General features: G+C 57.9%; 19 protein-coding genes and 4 tRNA genes. 19 read left to right on the top strand and 4 right to left on the bottom strand.

Annotated features, from left to right (window positions below):
- The first annotated feature begins 349 nt into the window (after window positions 1–349).
- The 5 genes from BVU99_RS09055 (at window position 350) to chbG (ending at window position 5,244) form a co-directional block, all read left to right on the top strand.
- Window positions 350–667 (top strand): PTS sugar transporter subunit IIB, encoded by a 318-nt coding sequence (locus BVU99_RS09055; protein ID WP_004932561.1) that lies wholly within the window; start codon window positions 350–352, stop codon window positions 665–667.
- A gap of 12 nt (window positions 668–679) precedes the next feature.
- On the top strand, window positions 680–2,041 hold the full coding sequence (gene chbC, locus BVU99_RS09050) for a PTS N,N'-diacetylchitobiose transporter subunit IIC (protein ID WP_099816567.1): 1,362 nt from the start codon (window positions 680–682) through the stop codon (window positions 2,039–2,041).
- Window positions 2,042–2,084: 43 nt separating this feature from the next.
- On the top strand, window positions 2,085–3,470 hold the full coding sequence (locus BVU99_RS09045; protein ID WP_099816566.1) for a glycoside hydrolase family 1 protein: 1,386 nt from the start codon (window positions 2,085–2,087) through the stop codon (window positions 3,468–3,470).
- A gap of 15 nt (window positions 3,471–3,485) precedes the next feature.
- On the top strand, window positions 3,486–4,334 hold the full coding sequence (chbR, locus tag BVU99_RS09040) for a transcriptional regulator ChbR (protein WP_043135810.1): 849 nt from the start codon (window positions 3,486–3,488) through the stop codon (window positions 4,332–4,334).
- 148 nt (window positions 4,335–4,482) lie between these two features.
- Entirely contained in the window at window positions 4,483–5,244 is a 762-nt protein-coding gene (chbG, locus tag BVU99_RS09035; protein ID WP_099816565.1) for a chitin disaccharide deacetylase, read from the top strand.
- A gap of 8 nt (window positions 5,245–5,252) precedes the next feature.
- On the opposite strand, the gene BVU99_RS09030 is transcribed toward chbG, so the two are convergent.
- Window positions 5,253–6,632, bottom strand: a complete 1,380-nt coding sequence (locus tag BVU99_RS09030) for an MFS transporter (RefSeq protein WP_099816564.1) — start codon at window positions 6,630–6,632, stop codon at window positions 5,253–5,255.
- A 243-nt stretch (window positions 6,633–6,875) separates the two neighbouring features.
- Here BVU99_RS09030 and pncC point away from each other — a divergent pair, with 243 nt between their 5' ends.
- The 3 genes from pncC to recX all read left to right on the top strand — a co-directional run bounded on the left by pncC (window position 6,876) and on the right by recX (window position 9,113).
- Window positions 6,876–7,364 carry a nicotinamide-nucleotide amidase gene (gene pncC / locus BVU99_RS09025; RefSeq protein ID WP_025301633.1) on the top strand — a complete coding sequence of 163 codons (489 nt, stop codon included), beginning with the start codon at window positions 6,876–6,878 and terminating at the stop codon, window positions 7,362–7,364.
- A gap of 111 nt (window positions 7,365–7,475) precedes the next feature.
- Window positions 7,476–8,540, top strand: coding sequence for a recombinase RecA (gene recA / locus BVU99_RS09020; protein WP_004932541.1), 1,065 nt, complete (start codon window positions 7,476–7,478; stop codon window positions 8,538–8,540).
- Between the two features lie 60 nt (window positions 8,541–8,600).
- On the top strand, window positions 8,601–9,113 hold the full coding sequence (recX, locus tag BVU99_RS09015; protein WP_025301634.1) for a recombination regulator RecX: 513 nt from the start codon (window positions 8,601–8,603) through the stop codon (window positions 9,111–9,113).
- 40 nt (window positions 9,114–9,153) lie between these two features.
- Here the strand turns inward: recX and BVU99_RS25100 are convergent, their stop codons facing one another.
- Window positions 9,154–9,297 carry a hypothetical protein gene (locus tag BVU99_RS25100; protein ID WP_162180460.1) on the bottom strand — a complete coding sequence of 48 codons (144 nt, stop codon included), beginning with the start codon at window positions 9,295–9,297 and terminating at the stop codon, window positions 9,154–9,156.
- On the opposite strand from BVU99_RS25100, the gene alaS reads away from it, so the two are divergent.
- The 10 genes from alaS to luxS all read left to right on the top strand — a co-directional run bounded on the left by alaS (window position 9,247) and on the right by luxS (window position 16,555).
- Complete coding sequence (gene alaS / locus BVU99_RS09010) at window positions 9,247–11,874, top strand: alanine--tRNA ligase (protein WP_099816563.1); 2,628 nt, start codon at window positions 9,247–9,249, stop codon at window positions 11,872–11,874. The two genes, BVU99_RS25100 and alaS, sit on opposite strands and share 51 nt — an antisense overlap.
- Before the next feature lie 252 nt (window positions 11,875–12,126).
- The gene (gene csrA / locus BVU99_RS09005) at window positions 12,127–12,312 is read left to right on the top strand and encodes a carbon storage regulator CsrA (protein WP_004091602.1); all 186 of its coding nucleotides are present in this window, start codon (window positions 12,127–12,129) and stop codon (window positions 12,310–12,312) included.
- A gap of 310 nt (window positions 12,313–12,622) precedes the next feature.
- A tRNA-Ser gene (locus tag BVU99_RS09000) sits at window positions 12,623–12,715 on the top strand.
- A gap of 3 nt (window positions 12,716–12,718) precedes the next feature.
- Window positions 12,719–12,795: transfer RNA gene (locus BVU99_RS08995), tRNA-Arg, on the top strand.
- A 61-nt stretch (window positions 12,796–12,856) separates the two neighbouring features.
- Window positions 12,857–12,933 (top strand) — tRNA-Arg (locus tag BVU99_RS08990).
- 54 nt (window positions 12,934–12,987) lie between these two features.
- Window positions 12,988–13,064, top strand: a tRNA-Arg gene (locus BVU99_RS08985).
- 172 nt (window positions 13,065–13,236) lie between these two features.
- Window positions 13,237–13,803 (top strand): fructose-1-phosphate/6-phosphogluconate phosphatase, encoded by a 567-nt coding sequence (gene yqaB, locus BVU99_RS08980; protein ID WP_025301636.1) that lies wholly within the window; start codon window positions 13,237–13,239, stop codon window positions 13,801–13,803.
- Window positions 13,800–14,228: a YqaA family protein gene (locus BVU99_RS08975; protein ID WP_049294842.1), complete on the top strand. Its 429-nt coding sequence runs from the start codon at window positions 13,800–13,802 to the stop codon at window positions 14,226–14,228. Before yqaB ends, BVU99_RS08975 begins: the two co-directional genes overlap by 4 nt.
- Window positions 14,229–14,310: 82 nt before the next feature.
- Window positions 14,311–15,873, top strand: a complete 1,563-nt coding sequence (gshA, locus tag BVU99_RS08970; protein WP_015376703.1) for a glutamate--cysteine ligase — start codon at window positions 14,311–14,313, stop codon at window positions 15,871–15,873.
- A gap of 166 nt (window positions 15,874–16,039) precedes the next feature.
- Complete coding sequence (gene luxS, locus BVU99_RS08965; protein ID WP_019455133.1) at window positions 16,040–16,555, top strand: S-ribosylhomocysteine lyase; 516 nt, start codon at window positions 16,040–16,042, stop codon at window positions 16,553–16,555.
- Window positions 16,556–16,621: 66 nt separating this feature from the next.
- Here luxS and BVU99_RS08960 read toward each other — a convergent pair whose 3' ends face one another.
- The gene (locus tag BVU99_RS08960) at window positions 16,622–17,911 is read right to left on the bottom strand and encodes an HlyC/CorC family transporter (RefSeq protein ID WP_016929024.1); all 1,290 of its coding nucleotides are present in this window, start codon (window positions 17,909–17,911) and stop codon (window positions 16,622–16,624) included.
- A 42-nt stretch (window positions 17,912–17,953) separates the two neighbouring features.
- Complete coding sequence (locus BVU99_RS08955; RefSeq protein WP_004932506.1) at window positions 17,954–18,745, bottom strand: inner membrane protein YpjD; 792 nt, start codon at window positions 18,743–18,745, stop codon at window positions 17,954–17,956.
- A gap of 169 nt (window positions 18,746–18,914) precedes the next feature.
- Between BVU99_RS08955 and ffh the strand changes: the two genes are divergently transcribed.
- Window positions 18,915–20,276 carry a signal recognition particle protein gene (gene ffh, locus BVU99_RS08950; protein ID WP_004932504.1) on the top strand — a complete coding sequence of 454 codons (1,362 nt, stop codon included), beginning with the start codon at window positions 18,915–18,917 and terminating at the stop codon, window positions 20,274–20,276.
- Window positions 20,277–20,447: the final 171 nt, after the last annotated feature.

Raw genomic sequence — 20,447 nt, 5'->3', positions numbered from 1 at the left:
GCCGTTTGTTCAGGCGCAAATAACCTCTTAAATTCTCAGCGAGTTCATAACTTGCTGTTTATAATTGTTATTTGATTATTTATTAAGAATATTCTGAGTTATTAGCGGTTATTTGAGAGCCCGGTCACACTATTTTTTTGTGCAAAATGTGAAGAGGGTCAATCCATCAGGTCAATGAGAGACGGTTCTCTATCCTCTTGGCTTACCGATCCGTTTTTCATGCTCCGTATACTGTCTGTAACCAGGGCAACGTGACGGAAATTTTCATAAGGAATGTGCGTGAAGCAATCGTGATTGCATCTGGCATACAAATAACACCGGGTTTTTTTGATTATCTGAGGTGCTTGGTATGGAAAAGAAAAAAATCTATCTGTTTTGTTCTGCCGGTATGTCCACTTCCCTGTTGGTATCAAAAATGAAGGCGCAGGCCGAAAAATATGAAGTGCCGGTGATCATCGCCGCCTATCCGGAAGCGCTGGCCGCGGAGAAAGGCGTTGAAGCGGATCTGATCCTGCTGGGGCCGCAGATCGCCTACACCCTGCCGGAAGTGCAGAAACAGCTGCCCAATAAACCTGTTGAAGTCATCGATCCGCTGTTGTACGGCAAGGTCGATGGGCTGGGCGTACTGAAGGCCGCGGTGGCCGCCATCAAGAAAGCCAATCAATAACAGGAGGCCGCCGTGAATACCCTCATTGCCTCGCTCGAGAAGGTTATCCTGCCTTTCGCCGTAAAAATCGGTAAGCAGCCCCATGTCAACGCCATCAAGAACGGCTTTATCCGCCTGATGCCGCTGACTTTGACCGGGGCGATGTTCGTGTTGATCAACAACGTGTTCCTGAGCTTCGGCGAGGGATCGTTTTTCTATTCATTGGGCGTAAGGTTGGACGCCTCCACCATCGAGACGCTGAATAGCCTGAAGAGCATTGGTGGCAGCGTTTATAACGGTACGCTAGGGATCATGTCCCTGATGACGCCGTTCTTTATCAGCATGGCGTTGGCCGAAGAGCGCAAGGTCGATCCACTGGCCTCGGCGCTGCTGGCGGTGGCGGCCTTCATGACCGTCACGCCGTTCAACGTCGGCGAGGCCTATGCGGTGGGCGCCAATTGGCTGGGCGGCGCCAACATCATTTCCGGTATGGTGATCGGGCTGGCGGTGGCTGAGATGTTTGCTTTCATCGTACGGCGCAACTGGGTGATCAGCTTGCCGGACAGCGTGCCGGCTTCGGTGTCGCGCTCTTTCTCGTCGCTGATCCCCGGTTTCATCATCCTCTCCATCATGGGGCTGGTGGCGTTCGCGCTGGCGCACTGGGGCACCAACTTCCACCAGATCATCATGGACGGCATTTCGGCGCCGCTGGCCAAGATGGGCAGCGTGGTGGGCTGGGTTTACGTGCTGTTCTCCTCGCTGCTGTGGTTCTTCGGGGTGCACGGCTCCATGGCGCTGGCGGCGCTGGACAGCGGCATCATGACGCCGTTCGCGCTGGAAAACGTGGAGCTGTACAACAAATACGGTTCGGTCGAAGCGGCGGTGGCCGCCGGCAAAGAGTTCCATATGTGGGCGAAACCGTTCGTCGACTCCTACATCTACCTTGGCGGCACCGGCTCGACGCTGGGCCTGATCATCGCCATCTTCATCGCCTCGCGCCGCGAAGATTACCGCCAGGTCGCCAAGCTGGCGACGCCGTCCGGCATCTTCCAGATCAACGAACCGATTCTGTTCGGCCTGCCGGTGATCATGAACCCGGTGATGTTCATTCCGTTCATCCTGGTGCAGCCGGTACTGACCATTATCACCTCGCTGGCTTATTACTCCGGGCTGATCCCGCCGATCACCAACATTGCGCCCTGGACCATGCCGGTCGGCCTGGGGGCATTCTTCAACACCAACGGCAGCATCATGGCCATGTTGCTGAGCCTGTTCAACCTGGCGGTCGCCACCGTGATTTATCTGCCGTTCGTGGCGATCTCCAACAAGGCGCAGAGCCAGATCGACGCGGCGACGGAAAGCGAAGAAGACATCGCCAAGGCGCTGAAATTCTAACTGTGGAACGGGGCGGCGCGGCCGCCCCGCGAGGGACACGAGTATGGAATATCAATTTGCCGACGGGTTCTGGTGGGGCAGCGCCACCTCCGCGCCGCAGTCTGAAGGTGCGGCAGCGCGGGACGGCAAGAGCCGCAATATCTTCGATTATTGGTACGAGATTGCGCCCGAGCGCTTTCACGATCGGGTGGGGCCGGCCGAGGCCTCGACCTTTTACGACCATTTCCGTACCGATATCGGGCTGCTCAAAACGCTGGGCCACAATACCTTCAGAACCTCGATTTCGTGGTCGCGGCTGATCCCGGACGGCGACGGCGAGGTGAACCCGCAGGCGGTGGCCTTCTATAACGCGATGATCGACGAGCTGCTGGCGCAGGGCATCACCCCGTTTATCAATCTCTATCACTTCGATATGCCGCTGTGCATGCAGCAGCGCGGCGGCTGGGAAAACCGGGCAGTTGTCGAAGCCTATGCGCGTTATGCCGACATCTGCTTCGGTCTGTTTGGCGATCGGATCACCCACTGGTTCACCTTCAACGAGCCGATCGTGCCGGTGGAGGCCGGTTACCTGAATGACCTGCATTACCCTTGCGTGGTGGATTTCAAACGGGCGATCACCGTGGCGTATCACAGCGTACTGGCGCACGCCATGGCGGTGCAGCGTTTCAGAGCGCGCGGGCTGCCGGGGAGCATCGGCATTATTCTGAATCTGAGCCCGACCTATCCGCGCTCCGACGCGCCGGAGGATCGGCAGGCCGCATACGACGCCGATCTGCTGCTCAACCGCAGTTTCCTCGATCCGGTCGCCAAAGGGCGTTATCCGGCGGCGTTGCTGCACTTGCTGGAGCGCCATGGGCTGATGCCCTACTGCGAGCCGCAGGATGCGCCGCTGATCGAAGGCGGCGTGGTGGATATCCTCGGCGTCAATTACTACCAGCCGCGCAGGGTACAGGCGAAAGCGGGGCGTCGTGCCGAGGGGCCGATCGCATCGCCGGAGGATTTGTTCAGTTACTATGCAATGCCGGGCCGCAAAATCAATCCGCACCGCGGCTGGGAGATCTACGAGAAGGGGCTGTACGACATCCTGATGGATCTGAAAGAGAACTACGGCAATCTGCCTTGTTATATTTCCGAAAACGGCATGGGCGTCGAGGGCGAAGAGGCGTTTATCGGCGCCGATGGGCGGGTGGAGGACGATTACCGCATCGACTTTATTCGCGAGCATCTGAAGTGGCTGCACCGCGCGCTGGCGGAAGGCTCGCAGTGCAAGGGCTATCATCTGTGGACCTTTATCGACTGCTGGTCCTGGCTGAATGCCTACAAGAATCGTTATGGGCTGGTGCGCTTGGATCGGGCGGATCAGCGCCGCACTATCAAGAAAAGCGGCTACTGGTTTGCCGAGGCGGCCAGACGCAACGGGTTTGACTAACGGGAGGCCGGTGCCGTGTCCGATAACCGAATTTCGCTGAGTGCCAACGACGTGAAGCTGATTCGCGAGCAGGATTTCTTTAACTGCAAAGATTTTCACCTGTTTATCTACAACAAGGTGGAAAGCGCCACCGGGCTGCATCAGCACGATTATTACGAGTTCACCATCGTGCTGAGCGGCAAATGTTATCAGGAGATCAACGGCAAGCGGGTGCTGCTGGAACGCGGGGATTTCGTCTTTATCCCTATCGGCTCCTACCACCAGAGCTTTTACGAGTTCGGCGCGACGAAAATCTTCAACGTGGCGGTCAGCAAAGCGTTCTTTGAAGAGCACTATTTGCAGCAGCTGCCGCGTTGCTTTGTCGCCTCGCAAGCCTACAGCCTGAGAAGCGAGTTCTTGGCCTACATCGAGTCGGTGGTGAGTTCGCCACAGTTTCGCGAGGATGACTTCGCCGAATTTCTCGAAACGCTGACTTTCTATGTGATCAGCCGTATTCGTCACTATAAAGAAGACAATGACGGCGGCGATGATATCCCGCAGTGGCTGAAGAACACCCTCGCCGGCATGCATGACAAGGCGATGTTCGGCGAAAGGGCGTTGGCGAACATGGTGGCGCTGTCGGGGAAAACCCAGGAATATCTGACCCGGGCGATGCGGCGCTACTACCAGAAGACGCCGATGCAGGTGATCAACGAGATCCGCATCAACTTCGCCAAGACGCAGCTGGAGGTCACCAACTATTCGGTTTCCGATATCGCCTTTGATTCTGGCTATGGCGACGTCAGTCTGTTCATTAAAAACTTCAAGCGGCTCACCGACGTGACCCCAGGCAACTACCGAAAAAAGTGTTACGGCCCTCTTTAGGGCCGCTCCCGATCAGTATTAACGCCGATATGCCGATGAGCTTTAGGCCGCCGGCCGGTTAATCATTCGATTTTTACCTTCGAGAAGGGGAATGCCGCGCCGGTCGGTCGGCTTTTCCTTGCCGAAAATTCATCCTGCGGGAGCCATTATGGAAAAACTACTGATCGTGAATGCCGACGACTTCGGCCTGAGCAAAGGACAGAACTACGGTGTCGTCGAGGCGTATCAGCATGGCGTCGTTTCCTCCACCACGGCGATGGTGAACGGCGGCGGCGCCCAGCACGCGGCGGCGCTCAGCCGGCAATATCCGGGGTTGCCGATCGGGCTGCATTTCGTTTTGACCCATGGCAGGCCGCTGGGCGCCATGCCTTCGCTGGTCAATGAGCATGGCGAGCTGGGCAAATGGCTGTGGCACCGCGCCGAGGCCGGCGAGCTGCAGCTGGACGAGATTCAGGAGGAGCTGCAGCGCCAGTTCACGCGGTTTATGACGCTGTTCGGCAGGGCGCCAACGCACATCGACAGCCACCACCATGTGCATATGCAGCCGCAGATTTACCCGCTGGTGGAGGCGTTTGCGCAGGCACAGGGTCTGCCGCTGCGCCTCGATCGCGAAGAGGCGAAACGGCGCGGTATTGCGTTGCAGACGCCCTACAGCACCGACGCGTTTGACGCGGGGTTCTACGGTGAAACGATTTCCGAAGCCTTGTTCCTGCAGAGGTTGGCGCGCGCCGACGAGCAGGGCGCCGAGTCATTGGAAATGATGTGCCACCCGGCGTTCCTCGATGCGACGATCCTGCAGAGCAAATACTGCCACCCGCGCCTCGTCGAGCTGGATGTGTTGACCGCGCCGACGCTGAAAGCGGCGATCGCCGAACGCGGTTTTATGCTGGGCTCCTTCCAGGATCTGTAGCCCGCCGTTTACAGCATGGCGTGCGCCTTTTTCAGGCCGGTGTCCTCTTGCGGATCGGCCCCCTGAGGCAAGGGTTCCGCCTCCTGTTCTTCGGGCTGTGGCTCCTCGACATCGGGCGCCGCTTCCGGCGGCGGCATGGTGTCGTGAATGATCTGCTCATCGAAGGTTGGATTGAGCGCCGGCGACAGCGGTGAACTGGCGAGGCTGTCCGGCAGCGCAATGTGCGGCACCGGCGCGTCCTGTGCCAGCTGCGGTTCCTCCGCTTTCGCCGTCCGGCCGAGGGCCGCCAGCAGTACGCCGCACAAAGCGAAGAAGGCGTACAGGATATTGCCGCCAAGCGGCTCGATCAGTGCGCCGACCGCCAACGGCCCGATGCTGGCGCCGACGCCGAACGCCATCAGCAGACAGGCGGCCAGCGAGACGCGGCGCTCCGGCTCGATCAGATCGTTGGCCAATGCCACCACCAGCGGATAGAGCGTAAACTGCAGCATGCTGACGACGAACCCCACAGCCAGCAGCAGCGGGAAATCGATGTGCGGCAGCAGCGCCAGCGGCAGCGCCGCCACGATCAGCAAAATGGCGTTGAAGCGCATCAGCAACGGGCGGTTATAGCGATCCGACAGCCAACTGAGCGGGAACTGCGCCACCAACCCGGCGAAGATGGCCAGCGCCATGAACAGGCCGGTTTGCTGAGTGGTTAAGGATTGCAGGCTGGCGTAGACCGGCGCCAGGCCGTAAAACGAGCCCACCACCATGCCGATCACCAACGTGGTGGCCAGCACCTTGGGAATGGCGCCGACAAAGTAGCGCAGCTCCATCGGGGCCGGCGACATGTGTCGCGCATTGGTGCGGGTGGTGAGAGCGATCGGCACCAGACAGAGCGCGAAACACAGCGCGATCACCAGCAGCGTGGTGATGCCCAGATTGCTTTGCAGCATCAGCACGATCTGGCCCAGCGACATGCCGAGATAGGTCGCCGCCATATAGAAGCCGAACACCATGCCGCGCTGGTTGGATTCCGCCTGGTCGTTCAGCCAGCTTTCCAGCACCATATATTGGCACATCATGCACAGCCCGATCACCAGACGCAGCGCGACCCAGGCGGGAATGAACTCCGTCAGGCCGTGCCCCAGCACCGCGGCGGTGATGATGCCGGCGCAGGCCACGTAGGCGCGGATATGCCCGACGCGGGCGATGAGAAAGTGGCCGACCTTGCCGCCGATCACCAACCCGATGTAGTTGGCGGCGATGATAGCGCCGATCAGCACGCTGCTGACGTGGATGGAGGTCAGCCGCAGCGAGACGTAGGTGGTGAGCAGGCCCGAGCCCAACAGCAGCAGCAGGGTGGTGGTGTACAACGGCAAGAATACGCCCAACGTTTTTTTCACGCTATCATCCTAATCTCTTCTGGTGCGCCCTGAGGCCGCCGCCGCAGCGTGCCGCCTCCGTGATGTTCCTTGTGCTGGTGCGCCGCCGCTCGATGGGGCGCTTCTTTTGATACTAGCAGCTTGGCCGGGCGCTTAAAACCGCACCTCCTGCGAGGCGCTGCGCATTTCAACGTGTCAGCCGCTGCAGCGCCTTGATAAATGCTACTATCGGGCGCATATACCTGAATTCGCGAGGGAGGGATTATGAGTGAAAACCAACTGCGTCAGCTCAGCGTGCTGGCAGGGGAGAAACTGAAGGCTCAGGGCCGCTGGATCACCTGTGCGGAATCCTGCACCGGGGGGGGGATCGCCAAGGCCATTACCGATATCGCCGGCAGCTCCGCCTATTTCGATCGCGGTTTCGTCACCTACAGCAATGCGGCAAAGCATGACCTGCTGGGGGTGAACGAAGCGACGTTGGCGGCGCACGGCGCGGTCAGCGAAGAGGTGGTGCGCGAGATGGCGATAGGGGCGCTGCGTGCGGCGCAGGCCGATCTGGCGCTGTCGGTGAGCGGCATCGCCGGCCCGGACGGCGGCAGCGCGGAAAAGCCGGTCGGCACCGTGTGGTTCGGTTTCGCCGGCAGCGATGGCCGGGGGCTGTCGCGCAAGATGCAATTCGAGGGCGACCGCGATGCGGTGCGGCTGCAGGCGACGATTTTCGCGCTGCAAACCGCCATCGACGAATTTTTGTAAATTAGGCTTGATACTGTATGACCATACAGTATAATTAGTGACATTTCCTGCACAACATACATTCAGTGGCAGTGTGGGGTAACACCGGCATTGCGAAACGAAGGAGCAAAAATGGCTATTGATGAGAACAAGCAAAAGGCGTTAGCTGCGGCACTGGGCCAGATTGAGAAACAGTTCGGCAAAGGCTCCATCATGCGCCTGGGTGAAGACCGCTCCATGGACGTGGAAACGATCTCCACCGGCTCACTGTCACTCGATATCGCTCTGGGCGCTGGCGGCCTGCCGATGGGCCGCATCGTCGAAATCTACGGCCCGGAATCGTCCGGTAAAACTACCCTGACGCTGCAGGTGATCGCCGCTGCGCAGCGCGAAGGAAAAACCTGTGCGTTCATTGATGCTGAGCATGCGCTGGATCCTATCTATGCGAAAAAGCTGGGCGTTGATATCGACAACCTGCTGTGCTCCCAGCCGGACACCGGCGAGCAGGCGCTGGAAATCTGTGATGCGCTGACCCGCTCCGGCGCGGTTGACGTCATCATCGTCGACTCCGTGGCGGCGCTGACGCCGAAGGCGGAAATCGAGGGTGAAATCGGCGATTCGCACATGGGTCTGGCGGCGCGCATGATGAGCCAGGCGATGCGTAAGCTGGCCGGCAACCTGAAAAACGCCAATACCCTGCTGATCTTCATCAACCAGATCCGTATGAAGATCGGTGTGATGTTCGGCAACCCGGAAACCACCACCGGTGGTAACGCCCTGAAGTTCTACGCTTCGGTACGCCTGGATATCCGTCGTATCGGCGCCATCAAAGAGGGCGACGAAGTGGTGGGCAGCGAAACCCGCGTGAAAGTGGTGAAGAACAAAATCGCTGCGCCGTTCAAACAGGCTGAATTCCAAATCATGTACGGCGAAGGCATCAACAGCCGTGGTGAGCTGGTCGATCTGGGCGTGAAGCACAAGATGATCGAAAAAGCCGGCGCCTGGTACAGCTATAACGGCGAGAAGATCGGTCAGGGCAAGGCGAACGCCTGTAACTTCCTGAAAGAAAACCCGGCTATCGCCGCCGAGCTGGATAAGAAACTGCGCGACCTGCTGCTGCACAGCGGCGGTGAGCTGGTGGCTGCCTCCGGTGACGACTTCGAAGATGACGAAGCGGAAACCAGCGAGCAGTTTTAATCGCTGAAGATGTGCGCCGCCGTTTATGTGGCGCACATCCCCTGAATTCAGGCTCAAATGATGAATGACCTGCTAAGCCGCGCCATGCGCCTGCTGTCGCAACGCGATCATAGTGAAGCTGAACTGCGCCGCAAACTTGCGGCGCAGCCGTTTGTGGCGAAAGCCCGTTTTGGCGGCAAGGGGCCACATGCGTCGACATCACCGCCGGTGGCTGAAGAGCCGGTAGATCCTGCGCTGATCGAGCAGGTTATCGCCTACTGTTATCAGCATAATTGGCTGGACGATAAGCGTTTCGCCCACAGCTACATTGGCAGCCGCAGCCGCAAAGGTTACGGCGCGCAGCGCATCCGCAGCGAACTGATGCAAAAGGGCGTCGACAAAGCGCTGGTACAGGACGCGCTGGCGGAATGCGACATCGACTGGTGTGAACAGGCGAAACAGGTGGCGCAGCGAAAATTTGGCGATGCGTTGCCAACTGACTGGAAAGAGAAAGCCAAAGTGCAGCGTTATCTGCTCTATCGCGGCTTTTTCCAGGAAGAAATTCAGTCAATTTACCGTGATTTTGCGCAATGAGCGCACACGGGGTTTTACTTCCCTCTGAAGAAAATTTATCTTATCCCCACTTTTTGTTCGTGAGCTGGTTGTCATCGTCGGGATGACGCGCCACCGGCTCACGTGTCGTTATTCTAGCCTTTCCAGGAAAATTATGAGCAAGAGCACCGCTGAGATCCGTCAAGCGTTTCTCGATTTCTTTCATAGTAAGGGTCATCAGGTTGTAGCAAGCAGCTCCCTGGTGCCTAACAATGATCCGACATTGCTGTTTACCAATGCCGGCATGAACCAATTTAAGGATGTTTTCCTGGGGCTCGACAAACGCGCCTATTCCCGCGCCACTACCTCGCAGCGCTGCGTGCGCGCAGGCGGCAAGCATAACGACCTGGAAAACGTCGGGTATACCGCTCGTCACCACACCTTCTTTGAAATGCTGGGCAACTTCAGCTTCGGCGATTACTTCAAGCACGATGCGATCAGCTACGCGTGGGAACTGCTGACCGGTGAAAACTGGTTCAACCTGCCGAAAGAGCGACTGTGGGTCACCGTGTATGAAACCGATGACGAAGCATTCGACATCTGGCAGAAGCAAATCGGCGTACCGGCCGAGCGCATTATCCGCATCGGCGACAACAAGGGCGCGCCTTTCGCTTCCGATAACTTCTGGCAGATGGGCGATACCGGCCCATGCGGCCCGTGCACCGAGATTTTCTACGATCACGGCGATCACATTTGGGGTGGTCCTCCGGGCAGCCCGGAAGAAGACGGCGATCGCTACATCGAGATCTGGAACATCGTTTTCATGCAGTTCAACCGTCAGTCCGACGGCACCATGTTGCCGCTGCCGAAACCTTCGGTGGATACCGGTATGGGCCTGGAACGCATCGCGGCGGTGTTGCAGCATGTGAACTCCAACTATGAGATCGACCTGTTCCGCACCCTGATTGCCGCCGTGGCGAAAGTGACCGGTGCGACCGATCTGGACAATAAATCTCTGCGCGTTATCGCCGACCACATCCGTTCCTGCGCCTTCCTGGTGTCTGACGGCGTGATCCCGTCTAACGAAAACCGCGGCTACGTGCTGCGTCGCATCATTCGTCGTGCGATCCGCCATGGCAACATGCTGGGCGCGAAAGACACCTTCTTCTACAAGCTGGTGGCGCCGCTGATCGAAGTGATGGGCCCGGCGGCCGATGAACTGAAACGCCAGCAGTCGCTGGTGGAGCAGGTGCTGAAAACCGAAGAAGAGCAGTTTGCCCGTACGCTGGAGCGTGGTCTGGCGCTGCTGGATGAAGAGCTGGCCAAGCTGCAGGGCGATACCCTGGACGGCGAAACCGCTTTCCGTCTGTACGATACCTACGGCTTCCCGGTGGACCTGACCGCTGACGTCTGCCGCGAGCGCGGTCTGAAAGTCGACGAAGCGGGCTTTGAAGAGGCGATGGAAGCACAGCGCCGCCGCGCGCGCGAATCCAGCGGCTTCGGCGCCGACTACAACAGCCTGATCCGTGTGGACGGCAGCAGCCAGTTCAGCGGCTACGATCACGACGAGCAGCAGGCGATGGTCATTGCGCTGTTCCGCGACGGCCAGCCGGTCGATCAGATCAACGCTGGCGAAGAGGCGGTGGTGGTGCTGGACGAGACGCCGTTCTACGGTGAATCCGGCGGCCAGGTCGGCGATAAAGGCGTGCTGAAAACCGCAGGCGCCGAGTTTGTGGTCAACGACACCCAGAAATACGGTCAGGCTATCGGCCATCAAGGCAAGCTGGCGCAAGGTTCGCTGAAGCTGAACGATCGCGTGGACGCGCAGATCGACACTGAGCGCCGCAACAGCATCCGCCTGAACCACTCCGCGACCCACCTGCTACACGCTGCGCTGCGCCAAACGTTGGGCGAGCACGTTGCGCAGAAAGGCTCTCTGGTTAACGACAAATACCTGCGCTTCGACTTCTCGCATTTCGAAGCGATGAAGCCGGAACAAATTCGCGCGGTGGAAGATCTGGTTAACCAGCAGGTGCGTCGTAACCTGCCGGTGCAGACCGAGCTGATGGCGTTGGAAGATGCCAAAGAGAAGGGTGCGATGGCGCTGTTCGGTGAGAAGTACGACGACAACGTTCGCGTGCTGAGCATGGGCGACTTCTCCACCGAGCTGTGCGGCGGCACCCACGCCAGCCGCACCGGCGATATCGGCCTGTTCCGCATTCTGAGCGAGTCGGGCACCGCGGCGGGCATTCGCCGTATTGAAGCGGTAACTGGTGCTGGCGCTATAGCTACGCTGCATCAGCAAAGCGATTTGTTGCAAGACGTTGCGCAGTTGGTGAAGGGCGATAGCAACAACCTGACCGATAAAGTGCGCTCGGTGCTCGATCGCACCCGCGTGCTGGAAAAAGAACTGCAGCAACTGAAAGATCAGCAGGCGGCGCAGGAAAGCGCGTCGCTGTCCAGTCAGGCGAAAGTGGTTAACGGCGTGAAGCTGTTGGTCAGCCAGTTGGACAATGTCGAAGCCAAAATGCTGCGCACTATGGTGGATGACCTGAAAAATCAATTGGGTTCGGCCATTATCGTGTTGGCGACGACGGCTGATGACAAAGTCAGCCTGGTCGCGGGCGTGACCAAGGATCTGACTGACCGCGTGAAAGCCGGCGAGTTGATCGGCAACGTGGCGCAGCAGGTCGGCGGCAAGGGCGGTGGTCGCCCTGATATGGCGATGGCGGGGGGGACGGATATCAACGCCCTGCCAGCGGCGTTAAACAGCGTAGAAGCCTGGGTGGCCTCGAAGCTGTGAACATAAATAAATAGCACGCACAAACGCCATAATACTTTGTTGATTATGGCGTTTTCATACTGTGCTAACACAATTTAGTTACAATTGCGGGAACAAAGTTTTTCAGGTCGGCTAAACTTACCATTATCTGAGGTGGGACCAAGTCTGCTTACACTTATTGTGGATTGCGCGGCTTACGTTTTCACCACATATGATGGATAATGACGGGGAAACTGAGAGACCCGACTCTTTTAATCTTTCAAGGAGCAAAGAATGTTAATTCTGACTCGTCGAGTTGGTGAAACCCTCATGATTGGCGATGAGGTTACGGTCACTGTGCTAGGGGTAAAAGGCAACCAGGTGCGTATTGGTGTGAATGCCCCCAAAGAGGTTTCGGTTCACCGTGAAGAAATCTATCAGCGCATTCAGGCAGAGAAGTCTCAGCAGACGACTTACTGATTCCGAAGCAGCGTCTCGTTGCCAGACGAGACGCTACTGCATCGTTTTACCCACTTCTTTCGTTCTCCCCTCTCTTTTTCGTGATTATTTTCCCGGTGAGTTTCCTGCTTTGTTGCCACAGACGCTGCGGTTGCCTGTTGATAAAACGCCCTTTTTGCCGTGAAATCGCCCATGTTGGGTGTGAATTGTGCAAACGCGCATGAGTTGGGAAAAATTGTTTGACTTAAAAGTCGGAGAAAGTAATATGTGCGCCACGCAGTGCCGATGAGCTTATCCAAAGCAAGTTAGGCACAATTCGAAAGAAGCGTATGGTGAGGTGGCCGAGAGGCTGAAGGCGCTCCCCTGCTAAGGGAGTATGCGGTCAAAAGCTGCATCCGGGGTTCGAATCCCCGCCTCACCGCCATTTGCATCCATAGCTCAGCTGGATAGAGTACTCGGCTACGAACCGAGCGGTCGGAGGTTCGAATCCTCCTGGATGCACCATATTTTGCAGTATGGTGGGGTAGTAACAACGTACCATACGGTATCAAAAAAGAATTCCTGTGCATCCATAGCTCAGCTGGATAGAGTACTCGGCTACGAACCGAGCGGTCGGAGGTTCGAATCCTCCTGGATGCACCATTCTTTCTGTCGTGTTTCGTTAGCGAAGCAGGCAAGCAGTAAAAAAATAGACATGCATCCATAGCTCAGCTGGATAGAGTACTCGGCTACGAACCGAGCGGTCGGAGGTTCGAATCCTCCTGGATGCACCATCTAAGAGAAACCCGCCTCGGCGGGTTTTTCGCTTTTCAGCCTTTATCTATCTCCCCCTCTTTCCCCTTTGTGTACGATTAGGCACAGCACATTCCGCTATGACGCAGTCAGCGACAACCCATCGGCTTTACGCTAAAGTAGTTTTCTTTCCTCAACGATCATGGAGTAACGATGTACGACCGCTATCAGGGTCTTATTTTCGACATGGACGGCACGATTCTGGACACCGAGCCAACGCACCGTAAAGCGTGGCATGAAGTGTTGTCCCGTTATGGCATGACGTTTGATGAAACGGCCATGGTGGCGCTGAGCGGTTCGCCGACCTGGCGCATCGCTCAGGCGATTATCGCCAGCCATCAGGCCGACCTCGATCCCCATCACCTGGCGGCGGAGAAAACCCGCGCGGTGGAAGCGATGCTGCTGGATAGCGTGCGTCCCTTGCCGCTGATCGAGGTGGTGAAGTCCTATCACGGTCGCCGTCCGATGGCGGTCGGTACCGGCAGCGAGCACCGCATGGCGGAAATGCTGCTGCGTCATCTCGGCCTGTTCGACTGCTTCGACGCGATCGTCGGCGCGGACGACGTACAGCGCCATAAACCGGAGCCGGATACCTTCTTACGCTGTGCTGAACTGATCGGCGTGCCGCCGGAAAAATGCGTGGTGTTTGAAGATGCCGAATTTGGCATTCAGGCGGCGAAAAGTGCCGGTATGGCTGTGGTAGACGTCCGCACGCTGTGAGTAGTACGCTAGCCGTAATATCGTTATTTGGCAGTAGCTTCCTCAGTGCGACGCTGCTGCCGGGAAATTCAGAAATCGTTCTGGTCGCCTTGCTGACCCAGAGTCGCGTCTCGCCGGAGTTGCTGGTATTGGCCGCGACCTTGGGCAATACGCTGGGTGGCTTGACCAATGTCATTATCGGGCGCCTGTTACCGGCGTTGAAACCACAGCGGGGGCTGGCAACGGCGCTCAGGTGGCTGCAACGCTTCGGCCCGGCTGCGCTGCTGCTCAGCTGGGTGCCGGTGGTGGGCGATTTGTTGTGCGTGTTGGCAGGTTGGCTGCGCATGCCCTGGGGCTCTGTCGCGCTGTTTCTGTGTATCGGAAAGGCGCTGCGTTACATCGTTTTGGCTATGATAACGGTACAGGGCATTGCCTGGTGGCAGTAACCAAGTGAATATAACTCAATATTCTCTCGGGTGCGGATTCAGTATGCTTACGAGTTATTGTTTTTAGAAGCGGGAGGTCAATTTGATCCCGGACGTATCACAGGCGCTTTCTTGGTTGGAAGCCCATCCTCAGGCATTAAAAGGCATTCGTCGCGGCATCGAGCGTGAAACGCTGCGAGTCACGCCGAACGGCACCTTGGCGACCACCGGGCATCCGGAAAAGCTGGGGGCGGCATTGACGCACCACTGGATCACCACGGACTTCGCCGAGGCGCTGTTAGAGTTTATTACGCCGGTTGATGACAATATCGATCACCTGCTGACGTTCCTGCGCGATATTCATCGCTACGTGGCGCGCAATATTGGCGATGAGCGCATGTGGCCGCTCAGCATGCCGTGCTTTATCGAAGCCGAGCAGGATATTGAGCTGGCGCAGTTCGGTTCGTCGAACATCGGCCGCATGAAGACGCTGTACCGCGAAGGGTTGAAGAATCGCTATGGCGCGTTGATGCAGACCATTTCCGGCGTGCACTACAACTTCTCGCTGCCGCTGGAGTTTTGGCAGGCCTGGGCTGGCGTGCAGGACGCAGAAAGCGGTAAAGAGCAGATCTCGGCGGGGTATTTCCGCCTGATCCGCAACTATTACCGTTTCGGTTGGGTGATCCCGTATCTGTTCGGCGCATCGCCGGCCATTTGTTCTTCGTTCCTCAAAGGGCGCGAGACCACTCTGCCGTTCGAACGCACCGAGCAGGGGATGTGCTATCTGCCGTACGCCACCTCGCTGCGTCTGAGCGACCTGGGTTACACCAACAAGTCGCAGAGTAATCTGGGCATCACCTTCAACGATCTGCACAGCTATGTGGCCGGTCTGAAGCGGGCGATCGTTACGCCTTCCGAAGAGTTCGCCAAGCTGGGCGTGAAAGAGGGTGACCGCTACCTGCAGTTGAACAGTAACGTGCTGCAAATCGAAAACGAGCTGTATGCGCCGATCCGGCCGAAGCGCGTGACCAAAAGCGGCGAGACGCCGTCAGACGCGCTGCTGCGCGGCGGTATCGAATATATCGAAGTGCGTTCGCTGGATATCAACCCGTTCTCGCCGATCGGCGTGGATGCGGTGCAGGCGCGTTTCCTGGATCTGTTCCTGGTGTGGTGCGCGCTGGCCGATGCGCCGGAGATGAGCAGCGATGAACTGCTGTGCACGCGCAAGAACTGGAACCGGGTGATTCTGGAAGGGCGCAAGCCGGGCCAGACCATCGGCATCGGCTGTGGTGCCAGCCATGAGCCGCTGGAAAAAGTGGGTAAGGCGCTGTTCGCCGATCTGCGTCGGGTCGCGGAAGTGTTGGACGGCGAAGCCGGCAACCGTCAATACCAGCAGGTGTGCGATGAGCTGGTCGCCGCGTTCGACGATCCTGAGCTGACCTTCTCCGCGCGCATTCTGAAGGCGATGAAGGCGGAAGGCACTGGGCGCGTCGGTCTGCAGCTGGCGGAGCAGTATCGCCAGACGTTGCTGGAAGAACCGTTGGAAATCCTGAATGAGGCCGAGCTGGATAAAGAGCGGGAAGCCTCGTGGCAGCGCCAACGCGACATAGAAGCCAATGATACGCTAAGCTTTGAAGCGTTCCTGAAGCAAAACGGCGGAAGCTGAAAAAGAAAAAGGCCACATCAATGTGGCCAAATATGCATCTCTGATGACAGGGATGATGATAACAAATGCGCGTCTTTCACATACTCAGACTCGCAGGGTTGGAAAAGGTTTCCCGGTTAGGAAAAAAAGTTTCGAAATAAATGCTCTTTTACGAGGAGGTAGCGAAATGCCATTGCTGGATAGCTTTACCGTCGATCATACCCGTATGGCAGCCCCGGCTGTCCGCGTTGCGAAAACCATGAAAACGCCTCATGGCGATACCATCACGGTGTTTGATCTGCGCTTTTGCCGCCCGAACCTGGAAGTGATGCCCGAACGCGGCATTCACACGCTGGAACACCTGTTCGCCGGCTTTATGCGCGACCACCTGAACGGCCAGGGCGTGGAGATTATCGACATCTCCCCGATGGGCTGTCGTACCGGTTTCTACATGAGCCTGATCGGCGTGCCGGAAGAGCAGCGCGTTGCCGATGCCTGGAAAGCGGCAATGGCCGACGTGCTGAAAGTGACTGACCAGCGCAAAATCCCTGAGCTGAACGAATACCAGTGCGGCACTTACCATATGCACTCGCTGGAAGAAGCGCAGGAGATCGCCAAGCACATCCTGGATAACGACGTGGTGGTTAACCACAACGACGAGCTGGCGCTGCCGAAAGAGAAACTGCAGGAACTGCATATCTAGCCGCGAGTTTCCCGCAGAGATAAAAAAAGACGCGATTTCGCGTCTTTTTTACGTTCTGGCCTGCGGTTAGTGATGGCCGACGCTGGACTGCAGCGAGGTGATCGGCGTGACTCGCACCTGTTTGATCATGTTGCCCTGTACGTCGAGAATGTCGATATCGTAATGGCCGATACGCACCCGGGTGCCGATTTCGGGGATCTCTTCCAGTTCTTCCAGCAGCATACCGTTGACGGTACGGGCTTCATTGGCCGGCAAGGTCCAGTTGAAGGCCTTGTTCAGCTCGCGCACGTTGGCAGTGCCGTCGATCAAGACCGAACCGTCGCTCTGCGGCGTGACTTCTTCTGCCAGCGTCGGTGACATCGAGGTGGTGAAGTCGCCGACGATCTCTTCGAGAATGTCTTCCACCGTGACCAAGCCCTGAATGTCGCCGTACTCGTCGACCACGATGCCGACCTTCTCTTTATTGCGCTGGAATTTCACCAACTGAACGTTGAGCGGCGTGCCTTCCGGTACGAAATAGATCTCATCGGCGGCGCGCAGCAGGTTCTCTTTGTTGAACTCTTTTTTCTCGGTCATCAGGCGGTAGGCTTCGCGCACGCGTAGCATGCCGATCGCGTCGTCCAACGAGCTGCGATACAGCACGATGCGGCCGTGCGGCGAGTGGGTCAGCTGGCGCATGATCGACTTCCAGTCGTCGTTGACGTCGATGCCGACGATCTCTGTGCGCGGCACCATGATGTCGTTGACCGTCACCTTTTCCAGATCCAGCACCGAGATCAGCATGTCCTGATTGCGGCGGGAGATCTGCGACTGGGATTCGCGCACGATGGTACGCAGCTCATCCTTGCTGACGGCGTCGCTGATGCGCACGTTGGTGCGAATGCCGAACAGGCGCAAGGTCAGGCTGGTGATGCCGTTGAGCAGCCAGACCAGCGGGAACATCACCTTTTGCAACGGGGCCAGCAGGACGCTGCTGGGGAAGGCAATACGTTCCGGATAGAGTGCGGCGAAGGTCTTCGGCAGCACTTCGGCGAACAGCAGCACGGCGAAGGTCAGTATGCCGGTCGCGATCGCCACGCCGAGATCGCCATACAGCCGCATGCCGACGATGGTCGCCAGCGCCGAGGCGAGGATGTTGACCAGGTTGTTGCCGATCAGCACCAGGCCGATCAGCCGATCCGGTTTTTGCAGCAGCTTCTCCACCCGACGTGCCGAGCGGTTGCCCTGTTTGGACAGGTGACGCAGGCGATAACGGTTGAGCGTCATCATGCCGGTTTCGGAAGCGGAGAAGTAAGCGGAGACCACGATCATGATCACCAGGATAATGATGAGGGTCCCCGTCGACACATGCTCCAATGCAGTATTCCTTATAGAGAGGGAGAATTGGGCCGGGCTGGCTTAGCGCACCATTACCTGCTGAATCAGACGGCTGCCGAAGTAGGCGAGCGTCAGCAGGAAGGCGCCGGCGAAGCTGAACCAGACGACGCGGCGGCCGCGCCAGCCTTCATGGTAATGGCCCCACAACAGCACGATATACACGAACCAGGCCATGATCGACAGCACGGCTTTGTGCACGTTCTCTTTGCTGAACAGATTATCCATGTACAGCAGGCCAGTGCACAGGGTGAGCGTCAGCAGCACCACGCCGATCTGGGTGATATGGAACATCTTGCGCTCGATGCTCATCAGCGGCGGCATGTCGGCGCTGAAGGTCAGCTTCTTGTTTTTCAACAGGTAGTCGAGCCAGGCGAGCTGCAAGGCGTAGAGCGCGGCGATGATCAGGGTGGCGTAAGAGAATAGCGCCAGGCCGATATGCACCATCAATTCCGGGCTGGCTTCCAGGTGAGTAATGAACTCGCCGGGCATAAAGCTGGCGAAGGCCAGGTTGATCATCGCAAAGCTGTAGACGATCGGCAGCAGGAACCAGCCGCGATCGCGCGAGGCGACGAAGGTCATCACCGAGCAGATGATCAGGCTGACGATGGAACCAATGTTCAGCAGGCTGAGATTCTGCCCGGCGCTGACGTCAAAGATGCGCTGCTGCAGCGCGATGGCGTGGCAAATCAGCGCCACCACCGCCGAGACGAGGGCCAGTCGACGGTATGCGCTGTTCTTCCGCAACAAGCTGGGAATGATCAGTCCAAGGCTGAGCAGGTAGGCCATCAAAGCCACAATGGAGAAAACTGGCATAGCGTTTAATTTTGCTTCGGCGTGGTTAATAGGAGTGTCAGTATAACGTTGCGCGCGTTTCACTCCAACCTATCTCCAACGCTGAGGCAGAGATCCGCCGCGCTTCGTGTTATCATCGGCGCAATTGTGTCGCCGGAGCGGCCTGTCATTACACGTTGAGCATGAGACGATGTTTGAAAATTTAACCGATCGATTGTCGCGCACGTTGCGCAATATCAGCGGCCGCGGGCGGCTGACCGAAGAGAATATCAAGGAAACCCTGCGTGAAGTGCGTATGGCATTGCTGGAAGCGGACGTTGCGCTGCCGGTGGTGCGCGACTTCATCAACCGCGTCAAAGAAAGCGCGGTTGGTCATGAAGTCAACAAGAGCCTGACGCCGGGGCAGGAGTTCGTCAAGATCGTCAAGGGTGAGCTGATCGCCGCGATGGGCGAAGTCAACACCGAGCTGAATCTGGCGGCCCAGCCGCCGGCGGTGGTGCTGATGGCGGGCCTGCAGGGCGCCGGTAAAACCACCAGCGTCGGTAAGCTCGGCAAGTTCCTGAAAGAAAAACAGAAGAAGAAAGTGTTGGTGGTTTCCGCGGACGTTTATCGCCCAGCGGCGATCAAACAGCTGGAAACGCTGGCGGAAGGTGTCGGCATCGATTTCTTCCCGTCTGACGTTAAAGAAAAACCGATCGACATCGTCAATCGCGCGCTGCAACAGGCCAAGCTGAAATTCTACGACGTACTGATCGTCGATACCGCCGGCCGTCTGCACGTTGACGAAGCGATGATGGACGAGATCAAACAGGTGCACGCGGCGATCAAGCCGGTGGAAACCCTGTTCGTGGTTGACGCCATGACCGGCCAGGACGCCGCCAATACCGCCAAGGCGTTTAACGAAGCGCTGCCGCTGACCGGCGTGGTGCTGACCAAGGTCGACGGCGACGCGCGCGGCGGTGCCGCATTGTCCATCCGCCACATCACCGGCAAGCCGATCAAATTCCTCGGCGTGGGCGAGAAGACCGAAGCGCTGGAGCCGTTCTACCCGGATCGCGTGGCATCACGCATCCTGGGCATGGGCGACGTGCTGTCACTGATCGAAGATATCGAAAGCAAGGTCGACCGCGAGCAGGCGGAGAAACTGGCCAACAAGCTGAAGAAGGGCGACGGTTTCGATCTGACCGACTTCCTGGAGCAGCTCAAGCAAATGCGCAACATGGGCGGTATGGCCAACATGTTGAGCAAGCTGCCGGGCGCGGGCCAACTGCCGGACAACGTCAAATCGCAGATGGACGACAAAGTGCTGGTGCGCATGGAGGCGATCATCAACTCGATGACGCTGAAAGAGCGCGCCAAACCTGAAATCATCAAGGGCTCGCGCAAGCGCCGCATCGCGATGGGGGCCGGCATGCAGGTGCAGGACGTCAACCGCTTGCTGAAGCAGTTCGACGAAATGCAGCGTATGATGAAGAAGATGAAGAAAGGCGGTATGGCGAAGATGATGCGCGGCATGAAAGGTATGATGCCACCGGGCTTCCCAGGCCGCTGATGGGCCTCCGCACGCTGAGTGCGGGCGCTTTCAGCATTCGCCGTTCGCGGTGAAAACCGCCCGAAATTTGACAGGCTGCAAAAGTTGTCCCCTGCGATCGACGCTTTAGATTGCTTTTTGCGCCAAAATGAGTAAAATTTTCGGGCTTTTTATATTGCAACCGGGCCCCGT

It is taken from the genome of Serratia sp. OLAL2 (genome assembly GCF_002752475.1).
Classification (GTDB): domain Bacteria; phylum Pseudomonadota; class Gammaproteobacteria; order Enterobacterales; family Enterobacteriaceae; genus Serratia; species Serratia bockelmannii.
The sequence above is the reverse complement of the archived record's forward strand: the minus strand, read 5'-3'. Positions and strand labels throughout refer to the sequence as shown.